The organism is Pseudomonas sp. B21-028 (assembly GCF_024749045.1).
Classification (GTDB): domain Bacteria; phylum Pseudomonadota; class Gammaproteobacteria; order Pseudomonadales; family Pseudomonadaceae; genus Aquipseudomonas.
The window spans coordinates 4,534,077-4,552,931 of sequence record NZ_CP087184.1 but is presented as its reverse complement, the minus strand read 5'-3'; the positions used below and the strand labels follow the sequence as shown (position 1 = coordinate 4,552,931).

General features: G+C 62.4%; 16 protein-coding genes. 12 read left to right on the top strand and 4 right to left on the bottom strand.

Features of this window, described 5'->3' with window-relative positions; genetic code table 11:
* Positions 1 to 11: 11 nt before the first annotated feature.
* Complete coding sequence (gene tam, locus LOY35_RS19375; protein WP_258625758.1) at positions 12 to 803, bottom strand: trans-aconitate 2-methyltransferase; 792 nt, start codon at positions 801 to 803, stop codon at positions 12 to 14.
* A 154-nt stretch (positions 804 to 957) separates the two neighbouring features.
* On the opposite strand from tam, the gene LOY35_RS19370 reads away from it, so the two are divergent.
* The 4 genes from LOY35_RS19370 (at position 958) to LOY35_RS19355 (ending at position 5,928) form a co-directional block, all read left to right on the top strand.
* Positions 958 to 1,260 carry a hypothetical protein gene (locus LOY35_RS19370; protein WP_258625757.1) on the top strand — a complete coding sequence of 101 codons (303 nt, stop codon included), beginning with the start codon at positions 958 to 960 and terminating at the stop codon, positions 1,258 to 1,260.
* 105 nt (positions 1,261 to 1,365) lie between these two features.
* Positions 1,366 to 4,617, top strand: coding sequence for a transporter substrate-binding domain-containing protein (locus LOY35_RS19365; RefSeq protein ID WP_258625756.1), 3,252 nt, complete (start codon positions 1,366 to 1,368; stop codon positions 4,615 to 4,617).
* 148 nt (positions 4,618 to 4,765) lie between these two features.
* On the top strand, positions 4,766 to 5,200 hold the full coding sequence (locus LOY35_RS19360; RefSeq protein ID WP_258625754.1) for a response regulator: 435 nt from the start codon (positions 4,766 to 4,768) through the stop codon (positions 5,198 to 5,200).
* 113 nt (positions 5,201 to 5,313) lie between these two features.
* Positions 5,314 to 5,928 (top strand): response regulator transcription factor, encoded by a 615-nt coding sequence (locus LOY35_RS19355; RefSeq protein WP_041020959.1) that lies wholly within the window; start codon positions 5,314 to 5,316, stop codon positions 5,926 to 5,928.
* A 112-nt stretch (positions 5,929 to 6,040) separates the two neighbouring features.
* Here the strand turns inward: LOY35_RS19355 and LOY35_RS19350 are convergent, their stop codons facing one another.
* Positions 6,041 to 6,949: a LysR family transcriptional regulator gene (locus tag LOY35_RS19350; RefSeq protein WP_258633684.1), complete on the bottom strand. Its 909-nt coding sequence runs from the start codon at positions 6,947 to 6,949 to the stop codon at positions 6,041 to 6,043.
* Between the two features lie 107 nt (positions 6,950 to 7,056).
* Between LOY35_RS19350 and LOY35_RS19345 the strand changes: the two genes are divergently transcribed.
* The 3 genes from LOY35_RS19345 (at position 7,057) to LOY35_RS19335 (ending at position 10,092) form a co-directional block, all read left to right on the top strand.
* Entirely contained in the window at positions 7,057 to 7,923 is an 867-nt protein-coding gene (locus tag LOY35_RS19345; protein WP_258625753.1) for a pirin family protein, read from the top strand.
* 182 nt (positions 7,924 to 8,105) lie between these two features.
* Positions 8,106 to 9,548, top strand: coding sequence for a mechanosensitive ion channel family protein (locus tag LOY35_RS19340; protein WP_258625752.1), 1,443 nt, complete (start codon positions 8,106 to 8,108; stop codon positions 9,546 to 9,548).
* Between the two features lie 103 nt (positions 9,549 to 9,651).
* On the top strand, positions 9,652 to 10,092 hold the full coding sequence (locus tag LOY35_RS19335) for a carboxymuconolactone decarboxylase family protein (RefSeq protein ID WP_041020941.1): 441 nt from the start codon (positions 9,652 to 9,654) through the stop codon (positions 10,090 to 10,092).
* Positions 10,093 to 10,106: 14 nt separating this feature from the next.
* Here the strand turns inward: LOY35_RS19335 and LOY35_RS19330 are convergent, their stop codons facing one another.
* Complete coding sequence (locus LOY35_RS19330; protein WP_258625750.1) at positions 10,107 to 10,871, bottom strand: helix-turn-helix transcriptional regulator; 765 nt, start codon at positions 10,869 to 10,871, stop codon at positions 10,107 to 10,109.
* Between the two features lie 98 nt (positions 10,872 to 10,969).
* Here LOY35_RS19330 and LOY35_RS19325 point away from each other — a divergent pair, with 98 nt between their 5' ends.
* The 4 genes from LOY35_RS19325 (at position 10,970) to LOY35_RS19310 (ending at position 16,257) form a co-directional block, all read left to right on the top strand.
* A complete protein-coding gene (locus LOY35_RS19325; RefSeq protein ID WP_258625748.1) occupies positions 10,970 to 12,097 on the top strand; it encodes an MFS transporter in 1,128 nt (375 codons plus the stop codon).
* A gap of 63 nt (positions 12,098 to 12,160) precedes the next feature.
* Entirely contained in the window at positions 12,161 to 12,655 is a 495-nt protein-coding gene (locus tag LOY35_RS19320; RefSeq protein WP_258625746.1) for a sigma-70 family RNA polymerase sigma factor, read from the top strand.
* 81 nt (positions 12,656 to 12,736) lie between these two features.
* Positions 12,737 to 13,720 (top strand): FecR family protein, encoded by a 984-nt coding sequence (locus LOY35_RS19315; RefSeq protein ID WP_258625745.1) that lies wholly within the window; start codon positions 12,737 to 12,739, stop codon positions 13,718 to 13,720.
* Between the two features lie 98 nt (positions 13,721 to 13,818).
* Positions 13,819 to 16,257, top strand: a complete 2,439-nt coding sequence (locus LOY35_RS19310) for a TonB-dependent receptor (protein ID WP_258625743.1) — start codon at positions 13,819 to 13,821, stop codon at positions 16,255 to 16,257.
* Between the two features lie 164 nt (positions 16,258 to 16,421).
* Here LOY35_RS19310 and LOY35_RS19305 read toward each other — a convergent pair whose 3' ends face one another.
* The gene (locus LOY35_RS19305; RefSeq protein ID WP_258625742.1) at positions 16,422 to 17,573 is read right to left on the bottom strand and encodes an MFS transporter; all 1,152 of its coding nucleotides are present in this window, start codon (positions 17,571 to 17,573) and stop codon (positions 16,422 to 16,424) included.
* A gap of 177 nt (positions 17,574 to 17,750) precedes the next feature.
* Here LOY35_RS19305 and LOY35_RS19300 point away from each other — a divergent pair, with 177 nt between their 5' ends.
* On the top strand, positions 17,751 to 18,740 hold the full coding sequence (locus LOY35_RS19300; protein WP_258625741.1) for a diaminopimelate epimerase: 990 nt from the start codon (positions 17,751 to 17,753) through the stop codon (positions 18,738 to 18,740).
* Positions 18,741 to 18,855 lie beyond the last annotated feature (115 nt).

Here is an 18,855-nt window from a genome sequence, read left to right as displayed (position 1 = left end):
GTTCCCCGGGCTCAACTCCCCGACGCGGCTTCCTGGCGCGTCGCAACCATGAACACCCGTGGAAACGGCAGCAGCACCGTACCGTCGTCGAGGGCCGGGTAAGCCTGTTCGACGGCGCGGAGGTACTGCTCCAGGTACTGCGCACGCTGCCCCTTGTCCAATGGCTCGAGAAACGGCCGCAAACCACTGCCCTTGAACCATTCCACCACACCCGCGGCACCGCCGGCCAAAGGGTGATGGTAGGTGGTACGCCACACATCGACGCGACTGCAATGGGGTTTCAGGATCGAATAGTAGGTGCTTGCGTCCGCCACTTCCGTGCGGGTATCGGCCGCCCCGGCCAATTGCTGGGCCCAGGGTCCACTGGCGGCGATGTCGCGCATCAGGCGGTGGGAAGGCTGATGGAGCGTGTCGGGCATCTGGATCGCCAGGGTGCCGCCCGGCGCGAGTTTGTTCACCAGCGACGGCAGCAGGGTGGAATGGTCGGGCAGCCATTGCAGCACGGCGTTGGCGAAGATCACATCGAACGGTCCGGGCTCGTCCCATCGGCCGATATCGGCGATGTCGAACGCCACGGCGGGCAGGCGCTGGCGAGCGGCGTCGATCATGTCGCCGGAACTGTCCAGGCCGCGCACGGTTGCCCCGCTGAAATGCTCCACCAACAGTTCCGTGGAGTTGCCGGGGCCGCAACCCAGGTCGATCACCGAGCGTGCTTCCACAGGGGGAATGGCGGCCAGCAGGTCCCGGGCAGGGCGGGTGCGTTCCTGTTCAAACGTGACGTATTGCCTGGCGGACCAGCTCATGGGGTTCTCCTTCGTCGAAATCGAATCGGGTCGCCGCAGTATAAAGGTGCCAGAGGGATGAGGCGCGTACCTGTTAGTTCTTACAGCAGACAGGTCGATTGACCCGGAATACATTGCCCAATGACATGAGGGGCATCCACCAAGGAGTCATCGAATGGAAACCAGCAAGGGCATCCTGATTACATTGACCGAGAAAACCGGCCAGACCTACCGTGCGGTAGAGATCGATTTCGTGACCCGTATGGCGGGCTTCGTCGATGACGACCCGGATAACGAATTCCACGACTCGATCATCTCGTCCTACAGCTTGCGTGTTTCCAGGAGGGCGCCGGAAGGGCCGTTCAACCAGGTTTCGGCGCATGGCGATATCGATCGTGACAACGATGTGGACGCCGATGACAAGCAGGTCTTGATTGACCTCGCCATCGCCGCGAGCAAGATTTCGGCGCCGACCTGAGCGGGAACCGAGCGCGGGTCTGAACCTATCAGCCGCGTCCCCCTGACCCGATATGAAAACAAAGAGGTGTCGGGGCCGATTCCGCCAGGCGAAAACCTGATTCCGATGATGCTGCTTCTACGCACGGGCCTGGTGGCGTTGTTGCTGGGCTTACTGAGTGTGGCGCCACGGGTTGGCGCAGTTCCCGAATCGCTGCACGTGCTCGGGCGCTCCCATGTGGATGACTATTCGGTGTCCCTGGATGAGGCCGACCGGGTCTGGTTGCGGCGCAAGGGCAGGTTGCTGGTGGGAGCCTCGGCACCGGATTACTCACCGTTCAGCATCACCGGCAATGACAACGATTACGAAGGTCTGACCGCCGACTATGTCCAGTTGCTCGGGCAGTTGTTGCAGGTCGAGGTGCAGGTGCGGCGCTACCCGTCCCGTCCCGAATCGCTCCAGGCGTTGCACGGCGGTGAGATCGACCTGCTCGGTACCGCCAACGGCTTCGAGGCCGCTGACCCGGACCTGATCATGTCCCAGGCCTATGCCGATGACTTGCCCACCCTCGTGGCGCGCATTGATGACAGCCAGGACCTGCCTCCGGACCTGGCGGGCAAACGCTTGGCGATGCTGTACCACTATTTGCCGCCGGCCAAGGTCGAGGCGTTCTATCCCGATGCCACCTTGCAGTTGTACCCCTCGACCTTGAGTGCCATTGGCGCGGTGGCGTTCGGTCAGGCCGATGTCTACCTGGGGGATTCGATCAGCGCCAACTACCTGATCAGCAAGAACTACCTGAACAATATCCAATTGGCGGATTTTTCCCGCATGGAGGTGCAACCGTTCGCCTTCGCGATCAAGCGTGATAACCCGCGCTTGTTGCGCATTGTCGATGCCGCCCTGCAAGCGATCCCCACCCCTGAACGCATGAGCATCCTGCGGCGCTGGAGTGCCGGTGGCGCCAGCATGCCGGGGCAGCAGGCGCTGCATTTCAGTGTTAATGAACAGCGTTGGCTGGATGCGCATCCGCGGATCACGGTGGCCGTCAATGAACATTTCCCGCCGCTGACGTTCGTCGATGACCAGGACCATGTCCGCGGCATCAGCGCCGATGTGCTGGCCAGGATCAGCTTGCGTACCGGCCTGAAGTTCAATCTCCAGCGTGGCAGTTCGCTTGACGGCCTGATCGAACAGGTCAGGAGTGGCCAGGCCGATGTCCTGGCGGCGGCGCCCGTGACCCCTGAGCTCGAGCAATCCCTGCGCTTTACCCGACCCTACCTGAGCGCGCCATTCGTGCTGGTGACACCGCGCAAGGCCAAGCTCCCGCCGACTCTGGACCGGATGGACGACAAGCGTCTGGCACTGACGCGGGGCAACGTGCTGCATGAATACCTGCTGGAGCAGTTCCCCCGTGTGCAGTTGGTTCCAGCGCAAAACACTGCCGATGCCATGGCCATGGTCGCCGCCGGCACGGTGGACGGCGCAGTCAATTCGCTGATCAGCGCCCGTTACCTGATTTCGCGGCAGTACCGCGACAGGCTGCAGATCACCAGCACCGTGGGCACCCTGCCGGCGCGTGTCGCCCTGGCGACCCGACGGGATGCGCTGGAGCTGCATTCGATCCTGGACAAGGCACTGCTGAGCATCTCCCCCGAAGAAATGGATGAGCTGACCAATCGCTGGCGCAGTGAAGTGGTGATCGACGACAGCTACTGGTTGCGTAACCGCACCACCATCCTCCAGGGGTTTGCCATCGCCGCGCTGTTGCTGTTGCTGGCCCTGGGCTGGGTCGTTTATCTGCGGCGGCTGCTGGAGCAGCTGCATGTTGCCAAGGAAAGCGCCGACGACGCCAATCGGGCCAAGACCACCTTCGTGGCGACCATGAGCCATGAAATCCGCACGCCGATGAATGCGTTGATCGGCATGCTGGAATTGGCCCTGAAAAAAGCCGACCAGGGTGTCGTGGACCGGGTTGCCATCGAAGTCGCTTCCGACGCGGCCCAGGGGTTGCTGGGCTTGATCGGCGACATCCTGGACATTGCTCGTATCGAGTCGGGGCGATTGTCCCTGGCGCCGGAGCGGGCCAACCTGGCGCAACTGGTCGAGTCGCTGACGCGGATGTTCGAAGGCCTGGCCCGGCAAAAACACCTGCGTCTGCAGCTGGACCTGGACCCGGCGATCGACAAGGACGTCTTGATCGATCCCTTGCGCTTCAAGCAGATCGTGTCGAACCTGCTGAGCAACGCGATCAAATTCACCGATCAAGGCCAGGTACGCCTGAGCGTGCAAGCAACCTCCGGTCATGACGACAAACGCCTGGGCATTCGCCTGCGGGTGGAGGACACCGGCAGCGGGATTTCCCAGCAGGACCAGCAACGCCTGTTCAGCCCCTTTACCCAGGCTGGCAATAATCGCCAGTCCGCCCGCAGCGGTTCCGGGCTGGGGCTGATGATCAGCCGCACTCTGTGCGAAATGATGGGTGGCACCCTGGCATTGAGCAGCGCCCCGGGGGCGGGCACGCAGATCGAGATCCTGTTGCGCCTGCCCTTGCTCGACGCCCAGGTGCAAGCACCGTCGGCCGAGGTCGAGGCGTCGGTGCCGACCCAGGCCCTGGACATCCTGGTGATCGATGACCATCCGGCCAATCGCCTGCTGCTGTCGCGGCAACTGAGCTACCTGGGGCACCGGGTCCAGGAGGCCGGGGACGGTATCCAGGGTTTGCAGGTCTGGCGCGCCGGACACTTCGATGCGGTCATCACCGATTGCAACATGCCATTGATGAGTGGCTATGAACTGACACGCGCCATTCGCGACGAAGAGCGGGCCCAAGGCTTGTCCCGTGGGGTGATCCTGGGATTTACCGCCAACGCCCAGCGCGAGGAAAAGGAGCGCTGCATCGACGCCGGGATGGATGACTGCCTGTTCAAACCCATCGGCCTCAAGGAACTGCAGGCGCGCCTGGGTTCGCTCAGCGCGTCGCTTGACGAGGAGGAGGCCGTTGCGTTGACCGACAGTTTCGATCTGACCAGTCTCGAACAACTGACCGGCGGCGACATCGTCTCGATCAAGAAACTGCTGGAGGAATTGATCAGCAGCAATGCTGACGACAAGGTACGACTCATCGAGTTGTTCAGCCGACACGATGTCTCCGGGCTCGCGGATCTGGCGCACCGGATCAAGGGCGGGGCGCGAATCATCCAGGCGCAAGGCCTGGTCGCCGCATGCGAGTCGGTGGAAAGCGCCTGTCGAAGCGCTGACGGCATGTTGCTCGCCAATGCGGTGGGTGACTTGCGCCAGGTCATGGACTTCCTCAGCGAACAATTGGAGACCCATGTGGCGAAGGACCTTGCTCCTCCCGGCGCCTTGCGCGAATGACTTCCTACAACCGTGTATCGAGGAGGGCTTTTTCCGACTGTTTTTAAGACTCGTCCTACAGCGTCCCTCAAAAGCTTCCTCTAGCCTGAGGCCCCTTAACGTTTACGAGCCGGTTCATATCCGTCGCGTTGTCATTGGGAAGCCTGTCATGCCGAATAAAGCACTACGTATCATGATTGCCGATACAGACCCTTCTCATCGAATGAAGCTTGAGTACCTGTTCAATCAACAGGGCTATTTCCGGATTGCGCCCGTGAGCAGTGCGCAGGAGCTGATGACATTGATGGCGTTCGGTATCGAGCCGTTCGACCTGCTGGTCGTCGACGCCTGCCTGGCGGAAGGGGTGTTGGATCTGCCGGGGTTCTTCCTCGATAACCCGCAGGTGCGCCATGGAATGATCTACAACGCGCAACAGGGCGGGCTCCTGTCGGTCCCTGTCGCGCGTCGGGCAAGCGTGCAGTTGCATCCTGCGCCGCTACCGGATCTCGCCGCCCTGGCGCGTCTGATGGCACGGGTCGATCCAGCGGACCGCGAAGCGGGCCATTCTTGGAGCCGTCCCCTCAGGCACAGCCACGGCGGCTGATCCTGACCATTGGTCGGCACTGTCAGACCTGACAGGTGGCCGGGCCTGTGGCTTGTGCAAGAGTCCGCTGGAGCATGGCATCGGCGTAGTTTGTATTCATCTGGGGAGTTGCCTTGAAAGACGTGTTGATCGTGGATGACCACCCTGTCATACGGGGGGCATTGCGGCTGATTTGCCAGAACGAGGGGTTTACCCAGATCAGGGACGCCAATGGCGTGCTCGATGCCAGGGCCCTGATCAAGGAGCGCACGCCTGAACTGGTGATCCTGGATCTGGTGATGAACGGCTTCGATGGCCTGGACTTGCTGGTCTGGATCATGGCCCAGTACCCCGAGTGCGGCGTGCTGGTGTTCACCTCCCAGGATGCGCAGCACTTCTGCAACCGCTGCATCTCGGCTGGGGCCAGGGGCTTCGTGACCAAGAAAAGCGATCTGAAGGAACTGACCAAGGCCATTCATGCCTTGAAGTCCGGTTATTCCTATTTCCCCCAGATGCCTGTCAGGCTGGACTTCCAGCAGCGCACCGAACAGCAGGCCCTGGAGAGCCTTTCCACTCGCGAACTGTCCATTCTGCGAATGCTGTCCATGGGCATGCGCGGCAAGGATGTCGCCGAATCCTTGTACCTGAGCCCGAAAACCGTCAGCACCTACAAGACCCGGCTGCTGGAAAAGCTTGGCTTGAAGACCCTGGTGGGTTTATCGGATTTCGCCAAGCGCAATCACCTCTGAGTCGTGGCTTTTCCCTGTGGGAGCGAGCCTGCTCGCGATGCGGGCAACTCGGTCTATCCGCAGACCGCGTTATCGTTCATCGCGAGCAGGCTCGCTCCCACATGAAGCTGCACTACGCCATATCACTCTGGCTGAATTCCTCGGCCAGAAAATCGATCAATGTGCGCACCGACGGCAACAACCCGCGACGTGACGCGAAGATCGCGTGGACAATCCCGCAATTCGGTGCCCAGCCCGGAATCAGTTCCACCAGTCGCCCGGCCGCCAGGTCATCGCGAACCAGCACGTAGGGCAGGTGAGCAATACCGATGCCTGCCAGCGCCGCTTGGCGCAGGGCCAGCAAATCGTCGGTGACCATGCGTGGCGCATGGCGGATCAGCGCGCTGGCGCCGTCCGGCCCCGACAACGCCCACTGATACTCCCGTTGCGCCGCTCCCCAGTGCAGGCTGGGCAAGCCGTTGAGGTCGGCCGGGGAAGCGGGGGAGGACAAGCGTTCCCGATAAACCGGGCTGCCCACCAGGCATTGGGTGCTCTTGCCCAGCGCTTTCATCACCATGTCGGTGTCTTCCAGCGGCGGGAAGCGCACCCGTAACGTGATATCGAACCCTTCGTGAATCAGGTCGACCCGGCGGTTGGTGCTTTCGATGAACAATTCCACCCGTGGGTAACGGATCATGTAGCGGGTCAGCATCGGCCCGACCCAACTGTTGAGCAACGCCGTCGGACAGCTGATGCGCACCAGCCCCTGAGGTTCGGAGCGGTTGCGCTCGATCACTTCCGCCGCGCTCTCGGCCTCGACCCGCATCGCCAGGCAGCGCTGGTAGTAGGCCTGGCCGATTTCCGTCAACGAACAATGCCGGCTGGTGCGGTGGATCAAGCGCACGCCCAGGCGCTCTTCCAGCTGTGCGATGCGTCGGCTGAGCTTGGACTTGGGCATGTCCAGCGCCCGGCCGGCGGCGGCGAAACCGCCGTGTTCGACCACTTGGGTGAAATAGTAGAGCGTGTTCAGGTCTTCGATGATCGTTCTCCAGATAGAACGCTAAAGCCGATTTTTGCAGTCTAGTGCCTCAAAGGTCTCAGTTTTAAGCTGTACCCATCGAATCGCAACACCTGATTGGGAGACACAGCATGAAAAAGATCATTGGTCTGTACACCAGCCCGCGACCCCATTGGGTCGGTGATGGCTTCCCGGTTCGCACGCTGTTTTCCTACGACAACCTGGGCAAGCACATCAGCCCGTTCCTGCTGCTGGACCATGCCGCCCCAAGCGAGTTCGCCCCCACCGATCAGCGTCGCGGTGTCGGCCAGCATCCGCATCGGGGTTTCGAAACCGTGACCATCGTTTACCAGGGTGAGTTGGAACACCGGGATTCCACCGGCAGCGGCGGCAAGATCGGCCCGGGCGATGTGCAATGGATGACCGCCGCTTCCGGGATCATCCATGAAGAGTTCCATTCCGAAGCCTTTGCCCGCCAGGGTGGGTTCATGGAAATGGTCCAGCTGTGGGTCAACTTGCCCGCCAAAGACAAGATGGCCCCGGCCGGCTACCAGACGCTGCTCAAGGGTGACATTCCGAACATTGCGCTGAAGGACGACGCCGGCAGGCTGCGCCTGATCGCCGGGACCTTCGAGGGCCAACAAGGCCCGGCGAAGACCTTCACGCCCATCGACGTCTGGGATATCCGCTTGAATGCCGGCAAGGACCTGACCCTCGACCTGCACGAAGGCCGCAACACGGCACTGGTGGTGCTGCATGGCACGGTCCAGGCCAACGGTCGCGAGCGGATCGAGGCGGGGCAACTGGCCCTGTTCGAACGCGCCGGCGACCAGTTGACCCTGCACGCCAATAACGACGCGGTGGTGCTGCTGCTCAGCGGCGAACCTATCGACGAACCCATCGTCGGCCATGGCCCGTTCGTGATGAACAGCGAGCAGGAAATCCACCAGGCTTTCAACGACTTCCACTCCGGGCATTTCGGCCAGATGGACGCTTGATTGCCGGCCACGCCGATCCATGTGGGAGCGAGCCTGCTCGCGATAGCGGTCCGCCAGTCGCTGAAGCGTTGACGGATCAACCGGCATCGCGAGCAGGCTCGCTCCCACACGGGTTGTGGTGATTCCACGGCGTATACATCTGTGCCAATCTTCTCGCCAATAGCCTTGCTGGAGCTGTCCCCATGCTGTCTCTGATCACCGATCACCCGCTGCTCGGCGCCCTGGTGCTGCTTGTGCTCGACATGCTGTTGTGGCGACTGGTCAGTGCGCAGCGGTCCTATTGGAAGATCGGCGGGCGGCTGGTGATTTTTTCGTTGTTCAGCATGCTGCTGTTCAATGAAGGCCTCAACCCCATGGAGCCGGCGCAGTGGGTCGACGATGTGCCGCGGCACCTGGCGGCCACTGGCTTGCAGATCGCCTGGTGGCTGTTCGCCGCACGAACCCTGACGGTGCTGATCGGTGCGGCAATGATGCAACGGGTCGGCCATACCGGGCGGCTGTTGCAGGATCTGCTTGGTGCGGTGATCTTCCTGATCGCCGTGATTGCCGCGCTGGCTTATGTCCTGGATCTGCCGGTCAAGGGGGTGCTGGCGACGTCCGGGGCGATGGCGATCATCGTCGGCCTGGCGTTGCAAAGCACCCTCAGCGACGTGTTCTCCGGCATCGTGCTCAACACCACCAAGCCTTATCAGCTCGATGACTGGATCTCCATCGACGGCACCGAGGGCCGGGTCACCGACATCGACTGGCGCGCCACGCGCTTGCAGACCGCCCAGGGCAGCATGGCGGTGATTCCCAACTCACTGGCGGCCAAGGCCAAGGTCATCAACTTCAGCCGGCCCAGCGATGTGCACGGGTTGTCCATCAGCGTTCAGGTCAGTCCCCACGCCCGGCCGCAGAAAGTGATCGAAGCGCTGGAGCGCGCCATGATCGGCTGCCGCGCCTTACTTGCCGTGCCGGGCCCTTGCGTCACGCTGAAAAGCTCCACCAGTGCTGGGGCGGAATACGAAATCAGCGGCTTTGTCGTCTCGAGAGCCCAGAAGCGCGAGGTGCGCAATCAATTGTTCGACCTGGCGTTCCGACACCTGCGGGCGTCTGGGATCAGTCTCCTGTCCCACAGCGAAAGCGCCTCGGCCAATGGTTCGTCGCGGCCCCGCGCATTGCTGGACAGCTCAAGCATTTTCTCGACCTTGCGCCAGGAAGAAAAAGACACCTTCAGCCAGAACATGACCCTGCAGACCTTCCGTGCAGGAGACATGATCCTGCCCGCCGGCGAGGTGAGCGATCATCTGTTCATCATCGAATCCGGCGTGGTCAGCGTAACCATGGTACGCGACGGCCAGGTATTGGAAGGCGGGCGCATGGGGCCGGGAGAAGTGATTGGCGAAGCCGGTATCATTTCCGACGTGGCCGCATTGGCAAGCTTTTCGGCCAAGACGTTCTGTACCCTTTATCGCATCGAGAAGGACTACCTCAAACCGTGCCTTGACGCCCGTCACGACATCAATGACGCCATGAAGAACCTGTTGGACGTACGCATGCACCTCGCCCAGAACCTGATCCTCGAAGCCCCCAAGCCCGTGACCAAGAAACGCTTCCTGCACTGGCTGCGCAGCCGGGCCTGAACAACCTGCCCATTGGTCACTCGAACTTCCTAATAATTGGCTATTTGTACCGCGCCGGCCTGGGGCTAACGTAGCGCCACACCCCATTGTTCTGGAGCACACCATGCAACCGCGTATCGATTTCTACACCGCTTCCCCCGACGCCTTCAAAGCCATGCTGGCCCTGGAAAACGCTGTCATGAAACTGGGCCTGGAAAAGTCCCTGCTCGAGCTGGTCAAGCTGCGTTCCTCGCAAATCAACGGCTGCGCCTTCTGCATCGACATGCACACCGCCGATGCCCGCAAGGATGGCGAGACGGAGCGTCGCCTGTACGCCGTGACCGCCTGGCGCGAAGCACCGTTCTTCACCCCTCGCGAGCGCGCCGCGCTGGCCTGGACCGAAGCCCTGACCCGCCTGAGCGACACCCATGCGCCGGATGCCGACTATGAACTGCTGAACGAGCATTTCAACCCCAAGGAAATGGTCGACCTGACCGTGGCTATCAACGCCATCAACGGCTGGAACCGCCTGGCGGTGGGCTTTCGCAAGATGCCCGAGGCGTGAATCTGGCTTCGTAATCAATCCAGATAGGCTTTCGGCGTGCGGCCGGTCATGTGCCTGAAGAACGCGATGAACGCGCTGTCGCTGGCAAAGCCCAGTTCAAAGGCGCTGTGGCTCAGGCTGTGACCGGTGGCTAACAGTTCAATGGCGCGCATCAAGCGCCATTGCTGGCGCCACTGCTGATAACCCATGCCGGTTTCCCGCTGAAAGATCCGTCCGATGGTCCTGCCGCTGGCGCCGATGTGTTGTTCCAGCACCACTAGTGTCGGCGGCAGGCGATCCGGGATGGCAAGCAAGGGGGCCAGGCGCTTGTCTTCGGGCATCGGCAATAGCATCGGTTGTTGCGTCGCCGTGCGAATCTCATCCAGGCACAACCCCAGCAGATGCACGTTACGCCCCTGCGTCCAATCGCTATCGAACGCTGCATCGGTGATCGGTTCGAGGACCGCTCGCAGTAACGGCGAGACATCAATGATGCACACCTGGGGCGGCAAGTCTTTGCACAGCGACGCCGCCAGGTAGATCGACCGATAGTCCACGCTCTGCTGCATCACCGCACGATGAGGTATCAGCGGCGGAATCCAGGCGGCTCGCGACGGCGGCAGCAGGCAGAGCTGCTGTGCCAGCGTGATGCGGGCACAACCTCGGCGTGTGAACAACAGTTGGCCGCGCTGATGTTTGTGCAGGCCGGAGTCGTGCTGGCCCAGCGTCGACGCCAGGCCGATCACCGCTGCGTGGTGGCGGTCAGGGTCGAAATGGGCATGAGAGTCGAGCCAGGCCATAAGGTGTCCGATTTCAGCGATTAGTTGTCTGGCTTTGGATAATACGACAAACGCGAACCTCTAAAATGGCTCGTCTTCAATCCGACGAGCTTGCTGTCATGACTTCAAGATATTTACTCAAACTGGCGATTGCCCTGGTGATGTTTCCCCAGATCGCCCAGACGCTCTATAGCCCTGCACTGGGAGACATCAGTCTTAAATTTACCGTCGGCGCCCAAATGGCAGCGCAGACATTGTCTGTATTTTTCCTCGGTTTCGCCCTGGGTGTGATGGTGTGGGGGCGCCTGTGTGACCGCATCGGTCGTCGGCCCGCCATGCTCGGCGGCATGGCGTTGTATGCATCGGCAACGGTGCTGGCGCTGGGTGTCGATACCTTCAATGCCTTGCTGGCGCTTCAGGCGTTGGCTGCGTTTGGTGCGGCGGTTGGTTCGGTAGTGACCCAGACGATCCTGCGCGACCGTTTTCAGGGTGCTGAACTGGGACAGGTCTTCTCGATGATCGGCATCGCCCTGGCGGCCAGTCCGGCGATTGGCCTGTTCTGTGGTGCCGGCCTGGTGGAGTTCTTTGGTTACCAGGGGGTACTCGGCGCCTTGTTGGCACTGTCGCTGATCCTCCTGTTCTGGAGCGCGCGTTCACTGCCTGAGACACTACCGGCCAACCTGGTGTCGCCACCGCTGCTGAAGACGCTTTGGCGGATGCTCAAGGACCCGGCCATCTGGCGGTCGACATTACTGGTGGCGACTTTCAACGTCGCGCTGTTCAGCTACTACAATCTTGGGCCATTCCAATTCGAGCGGCTTGGGTTGAGCCCCAGGTTGTTCGGTTACAGTGGCGTCATCCTGGCGCTGGGCTCGGGTTTGGGCGCCTGGCTGAACAAGCGGCTGCTGGCACGAGGGTTCAAGGGCAACCGGTTGTCGGCTATCGCGGCACTGATGCTGCTGATCGGTGGGATGAGTGTTCAGGGTCTGCTCGGCAGCCCTGTTTTTGTCGCCGCGATGCTGTTGATCGTACTGGCGTTCGGCGTGGCCATACCTAATGTGCTCGGCACCGCGCTCGCTCATTATCGCGATTGCCTGGGTACCGCCGGGGCACTGTTCGGCTTGTTCTATTACTTGTTGATCAGTGGTGCGCTGATGCTCGCCGGCTGGGGCCAGGCGTTGGGCTGGACCTTGGTTCTATGCGGAACGTTGGCGGTGTGCTTGACCGTCCGCCAGTTGCGGGTCTGAATCCGTTGCTTCTCATTAATGGTAACCATTACTATTCAGACCCCGTCCCCGCAGCGCGCCGTAATGACCCTCAAGTTGCCTCGCAAACCCGGCTTTTTCGAGCATTACGAAGAGTTGATCGGGACCTGGACCCGGCGCCTGCGCAATCGCGAACAGGCCGAGGACCTGGCTCACGACACTTTCGTGCGGGTGCTTGAGGCCAATTCGGCCGGTGTCGAGCAGCCACGGGCCTATCTGCACCAGACGGCACGCAACATCGCAGTCGATGGCTATCGGCGCGAAGATCGACGGGGTGCCATGGAGGAGGCTGTCGACCATAGTCAGTCGTTTTCCAGCGACCCGGAGCATTTCATGCACGCGATCCAGCTGGCGGACTCCATCGAGCGGGCGCTTGCCGAGCTTCCGGCCAACTGCCGCACCGTGTTTGTCTGGCAGAAGATCGAAGGCCTGACCCAGGCGGAAATCGCCGAGCGCCTGGGGCTGTCAAAAAACATGGTGGAAAAGTATATGATCCGCACCCTGCGGCATCTGCGTGATCGCCTGGATGGTGATCTATGACTCCTCGCGCGCTCCCATCCGAATCCGGCCACTTGAGCCTGGCGACCATGAGTCCGGCTAATTTGAACCACAGGACCTCCCATGACCGATAGCCGTGAATGCCCGTGCGGGCGGGACAGGCTTCGCGACGATGCGGCGCGATGGTTCCTGCGCTTGCAAGCCCCGGCCATGAGCGTCGAGGAGCGCCAGCATTTTCACGCCTGGCTGGACGAACATCCCATCCATCGCGACGAAATCCAATTGTTGCAAGGTATTTGGAGTGCCACGGACCTGGTGCCCAGGGAACGCCTGCAAACGCTGTGCGAACGTCCCGCCGCGCGACCCAAGCGTCGACCCCTGTTGCGATATGCAGTGGCCGCCGGCCTGCTCGCGGTGGCGGTTGGATTGGGCTTGTTCAGCGGCCTGGGTTCTCCCACCGAATACAGCGCGGAATTTGCCACGGCCCTGGGTGAGCGCCGGCACATCGCCTTGCCGGACGGCTCGATGATCGACCTCAACAGCCGCAGCCGGGTGCGGATTCGATTTGCCCATCACCAACGGCGAGTGGAACTGGCCGAAGGCGAGGCCTTGTTCAGCGTCGAGCATGACGCCGGTCGGCCATTCACCGTGGAGGCGGGCAACGGCCAGGTGACAGTGACCGGCACGCGCTTCGACGTGCGCCGCGATGCCGACAACACCCGGGTGGCGGTGGAGCAGGGCAGCGTCAAGGTCCAGGGGCGCGATGCGCCGCAGGCTCAGTTCGTCAACCTCACGGCAGGGTTTGGTACCCGGATCGATGCCCAAGGCAAGGTCGCTGCGCCTTATGCGATCAACGCCGATGAACTCACCGCCTGGCGCAACGGCAAACTGGTATTCAACAACGCGCCGCTGAGGGACGTGGCGGAAGAAGTCTCCCGTTATCGCGGCAAACCCCTGCGGGTTGGCAGTGCAGCGGTGGGCAACCTGCTCCTGACCAGCGTGTTCCGTGCCGACAACCCCGAAGCGCTGATCAAGGCCTTGCCGAATATCCTGCCGGTGGCCGTTCATACCCTGGACGACGGCAGCCAGGAAATAATTGCGCGATAGATTCAGGTTTTTTTCGAGTTCTTCGTCTTCTTGTCCAACTGCAACTGGTTTGCATTAACAGACGCGTATTCTTGCGATTTGACAGGACAAGGTTCGACGTGAAAACCCCCGCCAAAAACAACAACCGCACTTCTGCACCCTGGCTGCCGCTGGCCTTGACCCTGGCCGTCAGCGCCGCGCTGCCCCAGGCTTTCGCCGATCAGGCCGCCACCGCGATTCATATCCAGGCGCAGCCGCTGGGCCAGGCCTTGAGCCAGCTTGGGCAGCAGACCTCGTTGCAGGTTTTCTTCCGTCCGGAGGTGGTGGCCGGCAAACAGGCCCCGGCCGTGGACGGCAATCTGTCGCCGGAAGCGGCCTTGCGCCAATTGCTGCAGGGCAGCGGGCTGCGCTACCAACTCGATGAAGGTTCGGTGACCGTGTTGCCGGCACCATCGGTGTCCACCAGTGGCCCGATGGAACTGGGGACTACCGAAATCCAGGTGGTGGGCGACTGGCTCGGCGACGCCAACGCCGAAGTGGTGCAGAACCATCCCGGCGCGCGGACGGTGATCCGTCGCGAAGCGATGGTGGAGCAGGGCGCCATGAATGTCGGCGAAGTGTTGCGGCGCGTGCCGGGCGTGCAGGTGCAGGACGCCAACGGCACCGGTGGCAGCGACATCGCCCTGAACGTCGGCGTGCGCGGCCTCACGTCACGGCTGTCGCCACGTTCTACCGTGCTGATCGACGGCGTGCCGGCGGCGTTTGCGCCGTATGGTCAGCCGCAACTGTCCATGGCCCCGATCTCTTCGGGCAACCTGGACAGCATCGACGTGGTGCGCGGCGCCGGGTCTGTGCGCTATGGGCCGCAGAACGTCGGCGGGGTGATCAACTTCGTGACTCGCGCCATCCCGGAAAAAGCCACCGGCGAAATCGGCACGACCCTGGAAACTTCCCAGCGCGGTGGCTGGAAGCACATCGACACGGCGTTCCTCGGTGGCACGGCGGATAACGGTTTGGGCGTTGCGCTGCTGTATTCAGGTGTGAACGGCAACGGTTATCGCCAGAGCAACAATGGCAACGACATCGACGACGTCATCCTCAAGACCCATTGGGCGCCCACCGAGGTGGACGATTTCTCGCTGAACCTGCATTACTACGACGCCCGGGCCGACATGCCGGGCGGGCTGACCCAGGCCCAGTACGACGCCGACCCGTACCAGTCCGACCGCGACTGGGACAACTTCAGCGGACGGCGCAAGGACGTCTCGTTCAAGTGGATCCGGGAAATCAGCGAGCGTACCCAGGCCGAGGTGCTGACTTATTACTCGGACAGCTACCGTGGCAGCACCATTGCCGCCCGGGACCAGCGCACGTTGGTGTCCTACCCGCGTACCTACTACACCTTCGGCATCGAGCCGCGGGTGTCCCATGTATTCGACCTCGGCGCCACCACCCAGGAGGCCAGTGTCGGTTATCGCTACCTCAAGGAGGGCATGCACGAAGAGGCCAGTCGCCTGGCGTTGCGCGATAACCAGCCGGTGGTGCGTCCGGGCTCCGACGGCCATGTCTATCAGGACCGTACCGGCGGCACCGAGGCCCACGCGGTCTATGTCGATGACAAGATCGACGTCGGCAAATGGACCATCACCCCGGGCATCCGCTTTGAAAGCATCAGTACGCAGTGGCACGACCGCCCGGTGCTCGACACGGCCGGCCGTCCGGTGCAGGAGAAACGTCGCAGCATCGACAGCAACGAGCCGCTGCCGGCCCTGAGCGTGATGTACCACCTGTCCGATGCCTGGAAGCTGTTCGCCAACTACGAGACTTCGTTTGGCAGCCTGCAATATTTCCAACTGGGCCAGGGCGGCGATGGCAACAACACCGCCAACGGCCTGAGCCCGGAAAAGGCCAAGACCTACGAAATCGGCACGCGCTACAACGATGACGTGTGGGGCGGGGAAGTGACGCTGTTCTACATCGACTTCGACGACGAATTGCAGTACATCAGCAACGATGTGGGCTGGACCAACATGGGCGCCACCAAGCACCAGGGCCTGGAAGCCTCGGTGCATTACGACATGGCCGCGCTGGACCCACGCCTCGAAGGCTTGAGCGCCAATGCCGGCTTCACCTACACCCGGGCGACCTATGAAGGTGAGATCCCGAGCTTCAAGGGACGTGACCTGCCGTTCTACTCCCGCCAGGTGGCAAACGTGGGGTTGCGTTACGAAGCCAATCGCTGGACCTACAACCTCGATGTCTTTGCCCAGTCCAAGCAACGCTCACCGGGCAACAGCGTCAATGCCGATGGCAGCTTCAGCGATAACTACCATACCCACGGCAGCGCCGATGGGCAGTTCGGCGACATGCCAGGCTACGTGCTGTGGAACGTGCGCGCGGGTTACGACTTCGGTGAGCAACTGTCGAACCTGAAACTCGGCGCCGGGGTGAAAAACCTGTTCGATCATCAGTACTACACCCGCTCCAGCGACAACAACTCGGGGATCTACGCCGGCGCCCCGCGGACGTTCTTCGTGCAGGCCAGCGTGGGCTTTTAAGTTTCACATCTGCTTCTGTGGCGAGGGGATTTATCCCCGCTGGGCTGCGAAGCAGCCCTAAAACCAGGCCCCTCGGTGTGTCCTGACACACTGCATCGATTGGTTGGGGCCGCTTCGCAGCCCAGCGGGGATAAATCCCCTCGCCACAAGGGTTCCGGGAACATTCAGACTTTCAGGACCTTCCCACTGGCCGCCACCACTACCAGCGACAACGCCAGCAGCCCGAAGGCCACGCTCAGGCTGCTGCCGTGGGCCACGAACCCGATCAGCGCCGGGCCGGCGAGGATGCCGGCGTAGCCGATGGTGGTGATGGCCGGTACGGCAATCGCTTCTGGCATCAGGGTCTGTTTGCCGACGGCGGTGTACAACACCGGCACGATGTTCGAACAGCCGGCTCCCACCAACGCATAACCCAACAGCGCTGCCTGCCACATCGGCGCCAGGGTGGCCAGCAGGAAGCCGACTGCGGCCGTGGTGCCGCCATAGATGATCACCCGTCGGGCGCCCAGGCGGTGCACCACCGCATCGCCGGTCAGGCGGCCGACGGTCATGGTCAGCGCGAACGCGGCATAACCCAACCCGGCATAGGCGGTCTCGACCCCGCGCTCTGTGGCCAGGAACACGGCGCTCCAATCCAGCACCGCCCCTTCGGCCAGGAACACGATGAAACACAGGATGCCGATAAACAACACGATGCCGTGGGGAACGGCGAACGCCGGGCCCGAGCTTTCACTGCCATAAGGCAGCAAGTGCGGCGCGGCCTTGAACAGTGCCACCAGCAGCAATCCATTGACCACCAGCGTCGCGCCCAGCGGCGACAACCCTAGGCCGAGCAGGGCGCTGACGCCAGCCGCGCCGATGATCCCGCCGAGGCTGAACATGCCGTGGAAGCCCGACATCATGGTCTTGCCACTGGCCCGCTCGACGATCACCGCTTGCAGATTCACGGTCGAGTCCACCGTGCCGAGCCCGGCGCCGAACAGAAACAACGCGGCCACCAACCAGGAAAACGTGCTCATCGTCGCCAGCAAAGGCAACGCCAGGCAGATCAGGACCGTGCCACCGCTCAGCACCCGTCGACAGCCGAACCGTGCCGCCAATGCGCCGGAAATCGGCATCGCCAGGATCGACCCCACCCCCAGGCACAACAACAGCAGGCCGAGGGTGCCTTCATCCAGGTTCGCCCGCACCTTGGCATAAGGCACCAGTGGTGCCCAGGCGGCGATGCCGACGCCGGCGATGAGATAAGCGATGCGGGTGGACATCTGTTCCAGGCGTCCGGGCACAAACGTGGGTGGGGGCGTGATGGCGGTCATGAAGCGTCCTTGGTTTTGCGAGGCTGTGATGCGGGTGGGAACCCTATGCTGGCATATCCACTGACCTCACGGCGACCTCTAGGTGCCGACCGAGGGTGCTGCATCGAGCAAGCTTTGCTCCCACAGGCCAGGGCAGCATACAGTGGCGACCCTGCTGGTTGAATGCGGATCGGGTCCATGACGCAGTTCTATGATGCACGCGGCAATATCTATGGTGTCGTTTCACCGCAACAGGTCCGTGCCCAAGGTGTGGACCTGCCGTCGTCTGCGGCCCAGGCGGCACAGGCGCGTGAGTCCTGGGCAGCGGCTGCGGTGCATGGGTTTTGCGCCTGGGCGCCGGGTGAGCAACCACCGGGCGCCAAGGCTCATCGCAGCGACGGTCTGCTGATCGGGCCGTTCCAGGACGAACCGCCCTTTGACCTGTTGATCGTCAACACCGACGGTACCCTGGCCGAGCGCAGTGGCAACGGCCTGACCATTTTCTCCCATGCCCTACAGGCACAAGGTTTGATGCCGGGAGAGGACGATTGTGTGTTGCAGGTACATCACGACAAACACGCAGGCTCATCGCCGCTGCAAACGTCGGTTCGTGCCGCTGAGTTCGAAGGCACGCAGGGCTTCTGGCTGGACCTTGGGCAACCGCTGTTCGGGCCCCAGGCCGTTGCTGCCCAAACGACGGAAAGCGTGCGCTTCAACCAGCGCGAAGTCAGCCGAGTGGCGGTGCTGCAAGCGTTGAACCCGGCGTGGGGCAACAGTCAGTTCGTGAGCATGGGCAACCCCCATTGCGTGACCTTGGTGGACAGCGCCGAAGCGCTGCCGAGCAATGCGCAGATGAGCGCCCCGGCACTTTCCCAAAGCTTGACCCGTATCGCTTATGCCACGCCCGGTGGCGCCGGGATTCCGTGCCCGGCGGGGGTGAACCTGCAATGGGCCTGTCTGGAAGCCGAAGGACAGATCGCTGCCCGGGTATTCGAGCGGGGCGAAGGGCCGACCGCTTCTTCCGGTACCAGCGCCAGTGCCGTGGCCAGCGCCGCTTGGCGGGTGGGTTGGGTGAAAGCGGGACCTGTGCGTGTGGTGATGCCGGGCGGGACGGCACCGATCCTGTTGACAGAGGTGGGCGGGGAGCTGGTGCGGGTCAGTTTGTTTGGGGCGGCGCGGCTTCTTTAGCGTCCTGCTGTGTGGCTGATGACGCTATCGCGAGCAGGTTCGCTCCCACATTGGATCTTCGCAGGCATACATCTTGTGTCCGCCGCATCCCCCCTGTGGGAGCGAGCCTGCTCGC